Here is a 12,500-nt window from a genome sequence, read left to right on the forward strand (position 1 = left end):
CCGCCCATGGAGTTCTTCTGCTACCACCGCGACCGGCCCAACTCCCTCTCCTTGCGCGAGAAGCTGGGGGAGGAGCACTGGTCGTACATGGACGGGTATGCCGAGGAGTTGATCGCCCGCGGCCCGACCTTCGCCGACGACGGTGAGACGCCCACCGGCAGCGTGCACATCGTCGACCTGCCGGACCCTGCCGCCGCCCGCGCGTTCGCCTTCGACGAGCCCAACTACCAGGCCGGTGCCTTTCGTGACGTGCTGCTGCGCCGGTGGCGCAACATGCTGGGGCGCACCATGTGGGAGTTCCCCGGCGGCAGGACCGGCGGCAACCGGTACCTGGTGATCGGCCTCGCCCCGGAGCCGTCCGCCGAACTCGCCGTGCCGCCCGACCAGGACGAGTTGGTCGCGTACGGGCCGCTGCTGTCCGACGACGGCGCCACCTGGCTGGGTACGGCGGTGCTGCTCCGGGCCCCGGACCCGGACACGGCACGCGCCGTCCTGTCCCCGGGCCGGTACGCCGACATCGAGGTCCACGACTGGGAGTTCGGCGGACGACGCTGATCCTGCGTCGGTTGGGGGGAGGGGGGCTCAACGCCCGTCGAACAGGGGCCGCAGCGCCGTCACCAGCCTCTCGTACTCGTCCGGCGTGTTGTAGATCTGCCCGCACACGCGGATGCCGCCGCCGCCCGGCCAGGGCCAGATCAGGACACGGAAGCCCAGGCGGGCGGCGATCTCCTCGCGCAGGGCCGCCGCCTCGGCCGGGGTGCGGGCCAGGCCGGACGGCAGCCGCAGCGCCCGCATGGCCAGCCGCTCGTCCGCGGGGAGCGGGGACAACCCCGGCAGCCCGGAGAGCAGTTCGGCGCCATAGGCCGCGAGGGCGCTGTTGTGGGCGCGGACGCGGTCGGGTCCGAGCGAGGCGATGAGGTCGAGGCCCTCGGGCGCGGCGAGCAGGCCCGTGTAGTCGGCGGTGGCCCGGTACTCGACGGCACGGGGGAAGCCGCGGTCGTCCTCCCAGGAGGGCACGGGCGCGGGCACCCGGCTCCGGTGTGCGGCGGCCACCGTGAGCAGGGCGCTGCCCGGCGGGGCGTACCCCCACTTGTGCAGATTGCCGAACCAGAAGTCGGGGGCCCCTGCGAGTGGGTCGGCGAGCATGCCGGGGGCGTGGGCGCCGTCCACCACGGTGGTCACCCCGCGCTCGGCGAGGTCGGCGAGGAGCGCGGGCGTGGCGATGGGCCGGGCGGTGGGCGAGCTGATCTGGTCGAGGAGCGCGACGCGGGTACGCGGGGTGAGCCCGGCGAGCACGGCTTTGCGCACCGCCTCCTCGTCGGGGAGCGTCGGGTCGAGGGGGACGGTGACGACGCGGGCCCGGCGGGCCGCGGCCGCGACGACCGTGCCGTAGCCGTGATCGGTGACCAGCACCTCGTCGTCGGGCGCAAGCCGCAGCGCGTCGAGCGCGAGCCCCGCGGCCTCGGTGGCGTTGGTGACGAGGGCCGCCCCCTCGGGATCGGTGCCGAGCCGGTCCGCGATCCGCCCACGGGCCTCGGCGAGCCGGTCGGGTACGCCGAGGAAGAAGGCGTCCGGATCCGCGGCGGCCTCCTCGGCCAGACACCGGTGGACCCGGGCGACGGGAACCGGGACGGCCCCGAAGGACCCGTGATTGAGATGGGCCACCTCGGCGCTGAGCCGGAACAGCTCGGAGCCGCCGAGGAAGGCGGCGGGCGCGATCACCGTGCCTCACGGGTGACGGCACGGCCGGGGGACACGTGTATGTGGAACCTGGTGTGTGTCATGCCACCGATCGTCTCAGCCTTCGGGTATGTCGCCGCGTCCCGTCCTGCCACCCGGTCACCCCGGACGGGTCCGGCGCACGCACTCCGCCACCACGTCCCGCAGGCTGCCCGTTCGATGCAGCAGGTCCCGCTGGACGCGCGCGCCGTTCCCGTGTTTCAGGAGGTCCTCCGTCGTTCCGCGCACCCGGCCGAGGTCACCGGTCTCCTCCAGGGCGTCCCGTACGTGGTCGACGAGTGACCGCACCACCTCGTCGACGGGGGCGGGGCGCAGGGTCGCCGAACGGAGCAGCGTGTCGTCCAGGCCGGATCTGGCCGCCTGCCATGCGGCGAGGCGCAGCGAGGCGACGCCGTGTGCCGGAGGCGGGCGGTCGGCCTGCCACTCGCGTGCGGCCGTTTCGACCAGGGCTCGCGCCAGGGTGGCGATCAGGACCGTCGACGTGGCCTCCAGACAGACGTCCGCCGCCCGGATCTCGACCGTGGGATAGCGGTGGGAGAGCCGGGCGTCGAAGTAGACCATGCCCCGGTCGCGCAGCACGCCGGTGGCGACCATCTCCGCCACCTGCTCCTCGTACCGGGCGGCGGAGCCGAAGATCTCGGTGGGGCCCGCCATCGGCCAGCGTCCCCACACCCTGCTGCGGTAGCTGCTGTACAGGCTGTCGTTCCCCTGCCAGAAGGGCGAGTTGGCGCTCAGCGCGACCAGGACCGGCAGCCAGGCCCGGATGCGGTCGATGACGGCCACGCCCTCCTCGTCCGAATCGACCGACACATGGACGTGGCAGCCGCACGTCAGCTGTTCCTGGGTGGTCAGCCCGAACTGCTCCTCCATCCACTGGAAGCGGCTGCCCGGATTCACCGAGGGGTTCACGGGCAGCGGCGAGGTGGCGAGGGCGGCTACCGCGGCGCCCACGTCGCCCGCGTGCCGCGCCGCGTCCCCGCGCCACCGGGCGACCTCCTCCGCGAGGTCGTCCATGCTCGTGCGCGGCTGCGTGGCGAACTCCAGCTGCTCGCCGTGGAGTTCCTTCTCGAACGTCTCTTCCTCGGGCTCGCGGTAGTCGTCGGGCTGCCGAGCCGATGGCTGTCGGCGCACCTCCGGGTCCCGCGCCGCCCGGGCCAGGACCGCCGAGGACAGAGCCCGGGGCTCGCCGCTCTCACGGTCGACCAGGAGGAGCTCCTCCTCCACTCCTACAGTGCGCAAGGAGACCGCCTCCCTGTCTCGTCGGGCTCGCTGTCCGGGGCTGCCATTCCCTTTACCCCCGTTACCCCCGCACTGCGCCCGCAGCCGTACGGTGGAGCGGCGGACCGCCGGAGGTTTCAGCGGGAACAGTTCGGCAAACCGATTATTTATGGTGCAAATCGGCTACACAATGATGACTGAACAGGCCGGTCCGCGCGCGCTCGTCGACGACCTGGTCGCGGCGGAGGCAGCGGGGTTCGACTTCTCGGTCACCTCCGACCACTTCTTTCCGTGGCTGGACGCGCAGGGGCACTCCCCGTACGCATGGAGCGTGCTCGGGGCGGCCGCGCAGGCGACCTCGCGGATCCCCCTCATGACGTACGTGACCTGCCCGACGGTCCGCTATCACCCCGCCGTGGTGGCGCAGAAGGCCGCGACGATGCAACTGCTCTCCGAGGGCCGCTTCCGGCTGGGGCTCGGCTCGGGCGAGAACCTCAACGAGCACATCGTCGGCGTCGGCTGGCCCTCCGCCCGCGTCCGCATCGACATGCTCGAAGAAGCGGTCGGCATCATCCGCGCGCTCTTCACCGGCGACAACGTGAACCACCAAGGAACCCACTTCGACGTGGCGAACGCCAAGCTGTGGGACGTGCCCGACGAGCTGCCGCCCATCGGCATCGCCGTCTCCGGCGAGCGCTCCTGCGCGCTGGCCGGACGCCACGCCGACCTCGTCATCGCCACCGAGCCCAAGGCCGGGCTGCTCGACTCCTTCGACCGGCACGGGGGCCGGGGCAAGCCCCGGGTGGGCCAGCTGCCCGTCTGCTACGACACCGACAAGGACGCCGCCGTCGCCCGCGCCCACGACCAGTTCCGTTGGTCGGTGGGTGGTTGGCCCGTCAATTCCGAGTTGCCTGGACCCTCGGGGTTCGCCGGTGCCACGCAGTTCGTCACTCCGCAGGACATCGCGCAACAGATCCCGTGCGGAGACGACGTCGAGGACTTCGTCGAAGCCGTACGTCCCTACGCAGACGCGGGCTTCACGGAGATCGCCCTCGTCCAGGTGGGCGGCGAGCACCAGCGCCCCTTCATCGACTGGGCCGAGAAGAAGCTCCTGCCCGCGCTGGGGGAGCTGTGACGCGCCGGACGGCCGGGGAGCACCCGGAATCGCCGCAACCCCCGTCCGCGGACCTCGTGCAGGTGGTCCTCGGCGAGTGCTCCCCGGCCGACGCGGACACCGTGTTCAACGTGCTGCGGGCACACTTCCCCTCCGACCGAGGGGCCGACGCGCCACGCCAGACGGGGGAGCCGTGGCCCGAGGTCTGGACCGGCGGTTTCCTCGCCGACCACAGTCCCGAGTCCGTGCCGGGCGTCCTGCTCGCGGGCTCGGTCACCGCGGACTTGCAGGGTGCCCCTGTCGCGGTGTCCCGTCTGCGCGCGGCCCTTGCGTCGGCCTTCGTCGTGACGGCCGCGGGCACGGCTTCGGGAGACCAGGAGGTCGAGGTGCAACTGCATCTGACCGGCGCCGACCGCGGGGCGCCGCCCGAGGACGCCTGAGCGGGACGTCCCGGTCGGGCGGCTGTGTGGGCGGCGTACCAGCTCTTGGCGTGGGCACGCCATAATTCCGGGATGACCGTCGTAGTCGTGGGCGCCGGACCTGCCGGGCTCACCCTTGCCAACATCCTTCGCGCCGCCTCCGTGGACTGTGTCGTCCTGGAGACGGAGAGCAGGGAGTTCATCGAACAGCGGCCCCGCGCGGGCTTCCTGGAGGAGTGGGCGGTGCGCGCCCTGGAGCGGCGCGGTCTCGCCGGGAGACTGCTCGAACGCGCGCAGGTGCACAGCGAGTGCGAGTTCCGCAGCGCCGGGCAGCGCCACCGGTTCCGCTACGGCGAGCTGTCGGGGCACCGCCACTTCGTCTACCCCCAGCCGCTGCTCGTGACGGACCTGGTGCGGGCCTACGCGGACCTCGCGGACGGCGACATCCGGTTCGGCGTACGCGACGTGGCGCTGCATGACATGGACACCGACCGGCCCTCGGTGTCGTACACCGACCCGGGCACGGGGGAGCGCGTGCGCATCGCCTGCACCGCAGTCGCGGGCTGCGACGGGGCGCGCGGCGTGACCCGGGCCCACCTGGGCGCGGAGCGGATCACCGTCGCCCGGCGCGACTACGGCATCGGCTGGCTGGCGCTGCTCGCCGAGGCGCCGCCGTCCTCGGACTGCGTCGTCTTCGGCCTCCACCCCCGCGGATTCGCCGCCCACATGGCCCGCGGCCCGCAGATCACCCGCTACTACCTCGAGTGCCCGCCCGGCGACGACCCGGCCAACTGGCCGCACGACCGCGTCTGGTCGGAACTGCACGCCAGGCTCGCGGCCGACGGGGCGCCGCCGCTCACCGAGGGACGCATCGTCGAAAGACGCGTCCTGGACATGCACAACTACGTGGTGGAGCCCATGTCCCACGGGCGGCTGTACCTCGCGGGCGACGCCGCCCACCTCACGGCACCCATCGCCGCCAAGGGCATGAACCTCGCTCTGCACGACGCGTTCCTGCTCGGCGACGCGCTCGTGGCGTACGCGCAGGACGGCGACGAGAGCGGGCTGCGCGGGTACTCGGCGGCGTGCCTGCCGCGGGTGTGGCAGTACCAGGAGTTCTCGCAGTGGTTCGCGGACGTGCTGCACGGCGCCTCGTCGGGCGACTCCTTCGAGGCGGGCACCGCGGACGCCCGGTTGCGCAGGCTCCTCGGCTCACCGACGGGCGCCGCCGCCTTCGCCGAGCTCTACATAGGGAAGAACGCCGACACCTGAGCGGGGCGGGGCGGGCCGGGTCAGATCGGTTCCCGAGTCAGTCCGCCGAGGTGTGCTTGTGCCGCGCCCACGCGGGCAGCACGAACCAGCACAGCAGGTACCAGGCGACGACACCGGCCACCAGCCAGGGCACCACGGTGTTGTCGGTGGCGACCCGCAGCACGAGGAGGAGCGCCGCCGTCAGGGTGCCGAGGAGGAGGACAAGACCGGCGAGGGTCAGCCGGGACGCCCACACCACCGCCTGCGGCTTGATCCTGCGCCCCGCGACGATGCGGTGGAACGACACGGGACCGATGAGGGCGCCCGTCGCCGTCGAGCCGAGGATCACCGTCACGATGTAGATGGTCCGGTCGGTGTCGTCGAGCTCGGCGAACCGGGGCGTGAAGACGACCGTCAGGAGGAAGCCGAACAGGATCTGCACACCGGTCTGCGCCACCCGCACTTCCTGGATCAGCTCGGCCCACTGCCGGTCGGCGCGCTCGCTCCCGGTCTCGCGGCGGTCGTTGTCGCGGATATCCGTGGCCTTGCGGTTCGAGGCGTCCACAGCATCGAGTCTGACCACGAACTGACGGGACGACAAACGGAAGCGCTGCCCGTGATTCGAGGCGTCGCGGGCGGGCACCCGGGACGCTGAGCGAACGTCGCACCCGACCCCCGTGGAGGCCCCTCGTGCTGCTGGCGCACCCCGTAGTCCTCGAAGACCTGCTGGCGCGCTACAAGACCCTGGCCCTGCTCAGGGCCGACCAGGGAAGTGCGGAGAGCCGCCAGGCGTACGAGGACGTCGCCTACGGCCTGTGCCTGGCGACCGGCACCAGCGATGTCGACGCGGCGGTCGTGGCGGCGGGGCACCGGCTGCCGGGCGCCAGGCCCCTGGACGACTCGCTGCTGTCGGCATGAGCTGCCCGGACCCCCGCGGGGCGCGGGGGTCCGGGCTTTCACTCCACGACTACGCGCCGTGCCAGACCGTCGTGGCGTTGCAGAACTCACGGATGCCGTGGCCCGACAACTCCCTGCCGTAGCCGGAGCGCTTGACGCCGCCGAAGGGAAGTCCGGGGTGCGAGGCGGTCATGCCGTTGAAGAACACGCCGCCCGCCTGGAGATCGCGTACGCACCGCTCGACGTCGGCGTCGTCGCGGGTCCACACATTGGAACTCAGGCCGAACGGCGTGTCGTTGGCCAGCTCCACGGCCTCGTCCAGATCCGCGACGCGGTACAGCGTGGCCACCGGGCCGAACGCCTCCTCGCGGTGGATCCGCATCTGCGGGGTGACGTCCGCGAGGACGGTGGGGGAGTAGTACCAGCCCCGCTCCTGCTCCTTGGGCCGCTGCCCGCCGCACAGCGCGGTGGCGCCGCCGCCCAGCGCGTCGTCGACCAGCTCCTCCAGGTCCGCGCGGCCCTGCTCGGTGGCGAGCGGACCCACATCGGTGTCCTCGCTCATCGGGTCGCCGACGGTCAGCTCGCGCATACCGGCGACGAACCGCTCGCGGAAGGCGTCGTAGACGTCGGCGTGCACGATGAAACGCTTGGCGGCGATGCAGGACTGACCGTTGTTCTGCACCCGGGCGGTCACCGCGGTCGTGGCGGCGCGCTCGACGTCGGCGCTCGGCAGCACGAGGAACGGGTCGCTGCCGCCCAGCTCCAGGACGGTCTTCTTGATCTCGTCGCCCGCGACGGACGCCACCGAGCGCCCGGCGGGCTCGCTGCCGGTGAGGGTCGCCGCGGCCACCCGCCGGTCGCGCAGGACGTCCTCGACGGCTCCCGAGCCGATCAGGAGCGTCTGGAAACAGCCCTCCTCGTAACCGGCGCGGGTGAACAGGTCCTGGAGGTAGAGGGCGGTCCTCGGCACGTTCGAGGCGTGCTTGAGCAGGGCGACGTTGCCCGCCATGAGGGCCGGGGCGGCGAAGCGGACGACCTGCCAGAGCGGGAAGTTCCACGGCATCACGGCCAGGACGACGCCGAGCGGGCGGTAGCGCACGATCGCCCGGGAAGCACCCGAGTCGCGCACGTCCTTCTGGGCCGGGTGCTCGTCCGCGAGCAGGGCCTCGGCGTGCTCCGCGTACCAGCGCATGGCCTTGACGCACTTCGCCGCCTCGGCCCTGGCGGCCTTCACCGGCTTGCCCATCTCGGTCGTCATGGTGCGGGCGATGTCCGCCGTGTCGTCCGCCAGCAGGTCGGCGGCGCGGTTCAGCAGGCGTGCGCGCTCGGCGAAGCCGCTGGTGCGGTGGCGGGCGTACGCCGATTCGGCCGTCGCCAGACGGCGCTGGATCTCGTCGGCCGGGAGCGCCTCGAAGGTTTCGAGGGTCTCGCCGGTGGCCGGGTCGACCGTGGCGATGGGCATGCGGTTCCTCCTTGGGCTCGGGCGGGGGTGCCTGGGCGTCGTAGGGCCTGTGTCGGAAGTCCCGCCTGCCCCGCCGGGCGAACGACGGGACTTCCGACACAGGCCCTAGCGGGACTCGGGAGGACGGCCGTGACGGCCGTGATGGTGGTGGTCGGGGTGCTCGTCGGGCTCCTCCCAGGAGTCCGCGCGGGGTTGGGGCTCCTGCGGTGGGGCGGGGCGGCGGGCGACCTGCCGCCTTCCGAACCAGAAGAGGAACAGAAGGACGGCGACGATCACCACGCCGACGATCAGCAGCAGTGACGTGGCTCCGCCGGCGGCGAGGGTCATGTCGTGCCTCCAGTGAGGCGCAGCCGTGCGGCCGCGCGCGATGCGTCCCCGGGATTTCCACCGTAGGCCGACGTGGCTGCGAGGGCATGCCGGAGTCGGCCGCCCGGCGCCTCGTGTGCGGTGGCCATGTGGACCTCCTTCCCGATGGGCGGGCGGGCGGCGGTTCGGCCTCGCGTCCGTGCGCGGGACCGAGCCGCGGTCGCGGACCGGGTGCCCAGGACGCCCGGGGGAAACACGTGGGGCCGGATCCTCAGGCCTCGGGCGTCACCGTCAGGACGACCTTGCCGCGGGGGTGGCCCCGCTCCAGATGGCGGACGGCCGCCGGGGCCCGGTCCAGGGGGTAGGTGCTGTCGACGACCGGAGTGATGTCGCCGCTTTCGATCAGGGACGTGAGGGTCAGCAGGTCCGCCCGGCGTACGACGGCGAGCAGGCCGAGGAGGTCGTGCCGGGTGAAGCGGGTCAGCAGTGCCATCCGCAGCTGGGTGCCGGTGTCGCCGAACCAGCGGCTGCCGCCCTCGCCGCCGATGTGCACGAGGGTGCCGCTCGGGGTGAGGGTGCGGCGCAGCAGGGGCAGGGGGCGGTTGCCTGCGGCGTCGAGGACGACGTCGTACCGGTGCGGGCCGTCGGTGATCTCCTGGCGGGTGTGGTCGAGGACCTCGGCGGCGCCGAGGGAACGCACGAACTCGACGGCACCGGTCCCGCAGACCCCGACGACCTCCGCGCCGTGGGCGACGGCGAGCTGGACGGCGAAGCTGCCCACTCCGCCCGAGGCGCCGATGACGAGGACCTTCTGGCCCGCCTGCAGGCCCGCTTTGGCGTGCAGGGCCTGCAGGGCGGTGACGGCGGACACCGGGACGGCCGCGGCCTGCGCGAAGGTCACGTTCTCGGGCTTCGGCGCGATCCAGTCGGCCTTGGCGCGCGCGTACTCGGCGAAGGAGCCCTCAAGGCGCCCGTAGACCGGGTCGCCGGGCGCGAAGTCCGTCACCTTGGCGCCGACCGCCTCGACGCGTCCGGCACCGTCCCAGCCCCGTACGGGATTCCTGGGCCTGCGCAGTCCGAAGACCGGGCGGACCATCAGGGGCAGTCCGCTCATCAGGTGCCACACGTCCGGGCCCACACCGGCGGCGTGCACGCGCACCACCACCTCGCCCTCGGCCGGAGAGGGGAGGCCGATGTCCCGTACGCGGAGTGTTTCCTCGGTGCCGTAGACGTCCTGCGCGATGGCCTTCACAGCGGATTCCCCCCGGTCGAGGTGAGCGCCTGCCCAGCATCCCGCCGACTCGCGCCGCTGCCTACGGTCGCGGCCGGGTTCTCGGCGGCCCGGGTGCTCAGAGACCGAGGTCGGTGAGGCCGGGGTGGTCCTCGGGGCGGCGGCCGAGCGGCCAGTGGTACAGGCGGTCGCTCTCGCTGATGGGCAGGTCGTTGATGCAGGCGTGGCGGGTGTGCATCAGGCCGTTCTCGTCGAACTCCCAGTTCTCGTTGCCGTACGAGCGGTACCAGTGCCCGGAGTCGTCGTGCCACTCGTAGGCGAAGCGCACCGCGATGCGGGGGCCGTCGTACGCCCACAGCTCCTTGATGAGCCGGTAGTCGAGCTCGCGGTCCCACTTGCGGGACAGGAGGCCGACGATGGCCTCGCGCCCGGTGACGAACTCCGCGCGGTTGCGCCAGCGGGAGTGCTCGCTGTAGGCGAGGGCCACCTTCCGCGGATCGCGGCTGTTCCAGCCGTCCTCGGCCAGGCGGACCTTCTCGATCGCGGTCTCCCGGGTGAAGGGCGGGACGGGGGGCCGGGTGGTGGTCGTGGTCATGGCTCGCTCCCTGCGGTACGGGGAGAACGATCGTTCTCCGTCGAGGAACGCCACCCTAGGAGAATGAACGTTCTCGCGCAACGATCCGGGAGTGCCAAAGCCCGGCGTGCGCCGGTGTACGGTGTGAGAACGTACGTTCTCGACCGACGGGGAGCCTTCATGGAGCACGCGGAAGCCCGGACGAGGCTCCTCGACGCCGCCGAAGCCCTCTTCTACGAACGCGGCATCCAGGCGGTCGGCATGGATCAGGTCCGCACCGCGTCGGGCGTCTCGCTCAAGCGGCTCTACCAGGTGTTCCCGTCGAAGTCGGAGCTCGTCCTCGCCTGCCTGGAGCGCCGCGACCGGCGCTGGCGCGGGCGGCTCGCCGCGTACGTGGACGAGGTGGAAGCGAGTGGGGCGCAGGGCGGCGAGGAGCGCGTCCTCGCGGTCTACGACTGGCTGTACGCATGGTTCTCCGAGCCGGACTTCAGGGGCTGCGCCTTCGTCAACTCCTTCGGCGAACTCGGCGCGGTGGACCCCGCCGTCGCCGACACCGTCCGGGCGCACAAGGCGGCCTTCCGCGACTACCTCGCGGGCCTCGTACGGACCGCGGGCGGGGCCGCGTCGGCCGTCGGCCCGTTGGTCCTGCTCGCGGAGGGGGCCATGACGGCCGCCGCGATCTCCGGCTCGCCCGAACCGGCGCGCCAGGCCCGGGGTGCCGCCGCCCAGTTGCTCGCCGTGGCGTAGGGGCCGTCCGCCGCTCGGTACGTCGTAGGCTCCGACCGTTCGACACGAGGAGGGGCGATGGCCAAGGCGTACCGCATGAACGCCGGGACGCGCATGATCAACCGGGTGTTCCACGCGATGACCCGGCGCGGGATCGGCAAGGCGTACCGGTACAACCTGTCCGTGCGCGGCAGGAAGTCCGGGCGGGTGTACTCCACGCCGGTCGACGTGATGTCGGCCGGTGGCGAGCGGTGGGTCGTCGCCGCCTACGGGGTGAGCGAGTGGGTGCGCAACGCGCGCGCGGCCGGGCAGCTCGGGCTCAGCCGGGGAGGCAGTTCGGAGACCGTGCGGGTGGTGGAGCTCGGACCGGCCGAGAGCGTGCCGGTGCTGCGCCAGTACTGGCGGGAAGTGCCCGTCACCCGGCCCTACTTCGACGTGACGGACGAGTCGACGGACGAGGAGTTCGCCGCCGAGGTGGCGCGGCATCCGGTGTTCCGGCTGGTGGCGCAGCGGGACTGACGGCGGCCCGAGCGCCGGGCGGGCCCGTGGGTGCGGGTCCGCCCGGCGGCGGGGTCGCGCCGCACTGGAGGGGTGCGGCGCTGGGAGATGGCCGTGGTGGCCGCGGTGGCCGTGTGGCCGGGGCGTCAGCAGCTCAGGTTGGCGCCCGGGGTGGTGCCCAGGATCTGGGTGAAGGCCTTGTAGCGGTCGATGCGGCTCTGGACCTGGTTGGGGTTGCCGCCGTTGCATTCCAGGGTGCCGTTGATGGCGCGGATGGTCTCGCCGAATCCGGCGCCGTTGACCATGGCGTTGTGCGGGGTCATGGTGCCGGGGCCGTTCTGGGTGTTCCAGTACCAGAGGCCCGTCTGCCAGGCGATGGCCGGGTTCTGCTCGACCAGGTACGGGTTGTTGAGGAGGTCGATGCCGAGCGCGTCGCCCGCGGCCTTGTAGTTGAAGTTCCAGCTGAGCTGGATCGGGCCGCGGCCGTAGTAGGCGGCCTGTCCCGCCGGACAGCCGTAGGGCTGGGTCTTGTCGCAGTAGTGCGGGTAGTTGCTCTGGTTCTGCTCGACCACGTACACCAGGCCACCGGTCTCGTGGCTGACGTTGGCGAGGAAGGCCGCGGCCTCCTGGCGCTTCACGGTGTCGCTGCCGGTGTTCGCGAAGGCCGGGTAGGACTTGAGCGCGTCCGTCAGGCCCTTGTACGTGTAGAACGAATTCCGGTTCGGGAACATCTGGTTGAACTGGGACTCGCTGACGACGAAGCCGGACGGGTCGGGGTCGCCCGGGCCCGTGCCGCCGCCGCAGGTGCCCTGGTCGGCCCAGACGTCGGAACGGCCGGGGGCCTCGTTCTGGGTCCACCACTTGGCGGTCCAGTTGTGCCCGTTGTGCGAGGCGGACTTGCCGCCCGTGTAGACGGACGATGAGTTCCACGGTGCGGCGCACTCGGCGGCGGACGCCGAGGTGGCGGCCGGGCCGAGGACGATCATCGCGCCGAGTGCGGCGAGTGCGGCCGCGAAGCTGGTGATGCGTCTGATCATGCCAACTCTCCTTAGGGGCGGCGTGGT

The 12,500-nt window shown here is 72.4% G+C and carries 15 protein-coding genes; 7 read left to right on the forward strand and 8 right to left on the reverse strand.

What is annotated here, in order from left to right; translation table 11 throughout:
- Window positions 1-6: 6 nt before the first annotated feature.
- The gene (locus ABZV77_RS23525) at window positions 7-555 is read left to right on the forward strand and encodes a YciI family protein (RefSeq protein ID WP_356260053.1); all 549 of its coding nucleotides are present in this window, start codon (window positions 7-9) and stop codon (window positions 553-555) included.
- Between the two features lie 27 nt (window positions 556-582).
- On the opposite strand, the gene ABZV77_RS23530 is transcribed toward ABZV77_RS23525, so the two are convergent.
- Both ABZV77_RS23530 and ABZV77_RS23535 read right to left on the reverse strand, forming a co-directional pair.
- Window positions 583-1,722, reverse strand: a complete 1,140-nt coding sequence (locus ABZV77_RS23530; RefSeq protein ID WP_356260056.1) for an aminotransferase class V-fold PLP-dependent enzyme — start codon at window positions 1,720-1,722, stop codon at window positions 583-585.
- A gap of 117 nt (window positions 1,723-1,839) precedes the next feature.
- Window positions 1,840-2,979: a glutamate--cysteine ligase gene (locus tag ABZV77_RS23535; RefSeq protein ID WP_356260059.1), complete on the reverse strand. Its 1,140-nt coding sequence runs from the start codon at window positions 2,977-2,979 to the stop codon at window positions 1,840-1,842.
- 148 nt (window positions 2,980-3,127) lie between these two features.
- Here ABZV77_RS23535 and ABZV77_RS23540 point away from each other — a divergent pair, with 148 nt between their 5' ends.
- From ABZV77_RS23540 to ABZV77_RS23550, 3 genes are all read left to right on the forward strand, one after another.
- A complete protein-coding gene (locus tag ABZV77_RS23540; protein WP_356260061.1) occupies window positions 3,128-4,093 on the forward strand; it encodes an LLM class F420-dependent oxidoreductase in 966 nt (321 codons plus the stop codon).
- Window positions 4,090-4,512 (forward strand): hypothetical protein, encoded by a 423-nt coding sequence (locus ABZV77_RS23545; RefSeq protein WP_356260064.1) that lies wholly within the window; start codon window positions 4,090-4,092, stop codon window positions 4,510-4,512. The genes ABZV77_RS23540 and ABZV77_RS23545 overlap by 4 nt, the downstream gene beginning before the upstream one ends.
- Window positions 4,513-4,584: 72 nt before the next feature.
- Entirely contained in the window at window positions 4,585-5,763 is a 1,179-nt protein-coding gene (locus ABZV77_RS23550; protein ID WP_356260066.1) for a 4-hydroxybenzoate 3-monooxygenase, read from the forward strand.
- A gap of 37 nt (window positions 5,764-5,800) precedes the next feature.
- Here the strand turns inward: ABZV77_RS23550 and ABZV77_RS23555 are convergent, their stop codons facing one another.
- Entirely contained in the window at window positions 5,801-6,307 is a 507-nt protein-coding gene (locus tag ABZV77_RS23555; RefSeq protein ID WP_356260069.1) for a DUF6328 family protein, read from the reverse strand.
- A 125-nt stretch (window positions 6,308-6,432) separates the two neighbouring features.
- Between ABZV77_RS23555 and ABZV77_RS23560 the strand changes: the two genes are divergently transcribed.
- The gene (locus tag ABZV77_RS23560; RefSeq protein ID WP_356260072.1) at window positions 6,433-6,660 is read left to right on the forward strand and encodes a DUF5133 domain-containing protein; all 228 of its coding nucleotides are present in this window, start codon (window positions 6,433-6,435) and stop codon (window positions 6,658-6,660) included.
- A 49-nt stretch (window positions 6,661-6,709) separates the two neighbouring features.
- On the opposite strand, the gene ABZV77_RS23565 is transcribed toward ABZV77_RS23560, so the two are convergent.
- The 4 genes from ABZV77_RS23565 to ABZV77_RS23580 form a co-directional block, all read right to left on the reverse strand.
- A complete protein-coding gene (locus tag ABZV77_RS23565) occupies window positions 6,710-8,101 on the reverse strand; it encodes an NADP-dependent succinic semialdehyde dehydrogenase (protein WP_356260075.1) in 1,392 nt (463 codons plus the stop codon).
- Window positions 8,102-8,206: 105 nt separating this feature from the next.
- Complete coding sequence (locus ABZV77_RS23570; protein ID WP_356260077.1) at window positions 8,207-8,428, reverse strand: DUF6479 family protein; 222 nt, start codon at window positions 8,426-8,428, stop codon at window positions 8,207-8,209.
- A gap of 250 nt (window positions 8,429-8,678) precedes the next feature.
- Window positions 8,679-9,659, reverse strand: a complete 981-nt coding sequence (locus tag ABZV77_RS23575) for an NAD(P)-dependent alcohol dehydrogenase (protein ID WP_356260080.1) — start codon at window positions 9,657-9,659, stop codon at window positions 8,679-8,681.
- A 97-nt stretch (window positions 9,660-9,756) separates the two neighbouring features.
- Window positions 9,757-10,233: a nuclear transport factor 2 family protein gene (locus ABZV77_RS23580; protein WP_356260082.1), complete on the reverse strand. Its 477-nt coding sequence runs from the start codon at window positions 10,231-10,233 to the stop codon at window positions 9,757-9,759.
- A 159-nt stretch (window positions 10,234-10,392) separates the two neighbouring features.
- Here ABZV77_RS23580 and ABZV77_RS23585 point away from each other — a divergent pair, with 159 nt between their 5' ends.
- Together ABZV77_RS23585 and ABZV77_RS23590 are read left to right on the forward strand one after the other, a co-directional pair.
- Window positions 10,393-10,959, forward strand: coding sequence for a TetR/AcrR family transcriptional regulator (locus ABZV77_RS23585; protein ID WP_356260084.1), 567 nt, complete (start codon window positions 10,393-10,395; stop codon window positions 10,957-10,959).
- A gap of 57 nt (window positions 10,960-11,016) precedes the next feature.
- Complete coding sequence (locus ABZV77_RS23590; protein WP_356260087.1) at window positions 11,017-11,457, forward strand: nitroreductase/quinone reductase family protein; 441 nt, start codon at window positions 11,017-11,019, stop codon at window positions 11,455-11,457.
- Window positions 11,458-11,582: 125 nt separating this feature from the next.
- Here the strand turns inward: ABZV77_RS23590 and ABZV77_RS23595 are convergent, their stop codons facing one another.
- The gene (locus ABZV77_RS23595) at window positions 11,583-12,473 is read right to left on the reverse strand and encodes a glycoside hydrolase family 19 protein (protein WP_356260089.1); all 891 of its coding nucleotides are present in this window, start codon (window positions 12,471-12,473) and stop codon (window positions 11,583-11,585) included.
- Between the last annotated feature and the right edge of the window lie 27 nt (window positions 12,474-12,500).

The organism is Streptomyces sp. NPDC004732, assembly GCF_040609235.1.
GTDB lineage: Bacteria > Actinomycetota > Actinomycetes > Streptomycetales > Streptomycetaceae > Streptomyces.

Coding starts and splice junctions, on each gene's coding strand:
- ABZV77_RS23540 (WP_356260061.1), top strand. CDS start 3,128: ATGGTGCAAATCGGCTACACAATGATGACTGAACAGGCCGGTCCGCGC.
- ABZV77_RS23525 (WP_356260053.1), top strand. CDS start 7: ATGGAGTTCTTCTGCTACCACCGCGACCGGCCCAACTCCCTCTCCTTG.
- ABZV77_RS23580 (WP_356260082.1), bottom strand. CDS start 10,233: ATGACCACGACCACCACCCGGCCCCCCGTCCCGCCCTTCACCCGGGAG.
- ABZV77_RS23570 (WP_356260077.1), bottom strand. CDS start 8,428: ATGACCCTCGCCGCCGGCGGAGCCACGTCACTGCTGCTGATCGTCGGC.
- ABZV77_RS23585 (WP_356260084.1), top strand. CDS start 10,393: ATGGAGCACGCGGAAGCCCGGACGAGGCTCCTCGACGCCGCCGAAGCC.
- ABZV77_RS23550 (WP_356260066.1), top strand. CDS start 4,585: ATGACCGTCGTAGTCGTGGGCGCCGGACCTGCCGGGCTCACCCTTGCC.
- ABZV77_RS23590 (WP_356260087.1), top strand. CDS start 11,017: ATGGCCAAGGCGTACCGCATGAACGCCGGGACGCGCATGATCAACCGG.
- ABZV77_RS23595 (WP_356260089.1), bottom strand. CDS start 12,473: ATGATCAGACGCATCACCAGCTTCGCGGCCGCACTCGCCGCACTCGGC.
- ABZV77_RS23565 (WP_356260075.1), bottom strand. CDS start 8,101: ATGCCCATCGCCACGGTCGACCCGGCCACCGGCGAGACCCTCGAAACC.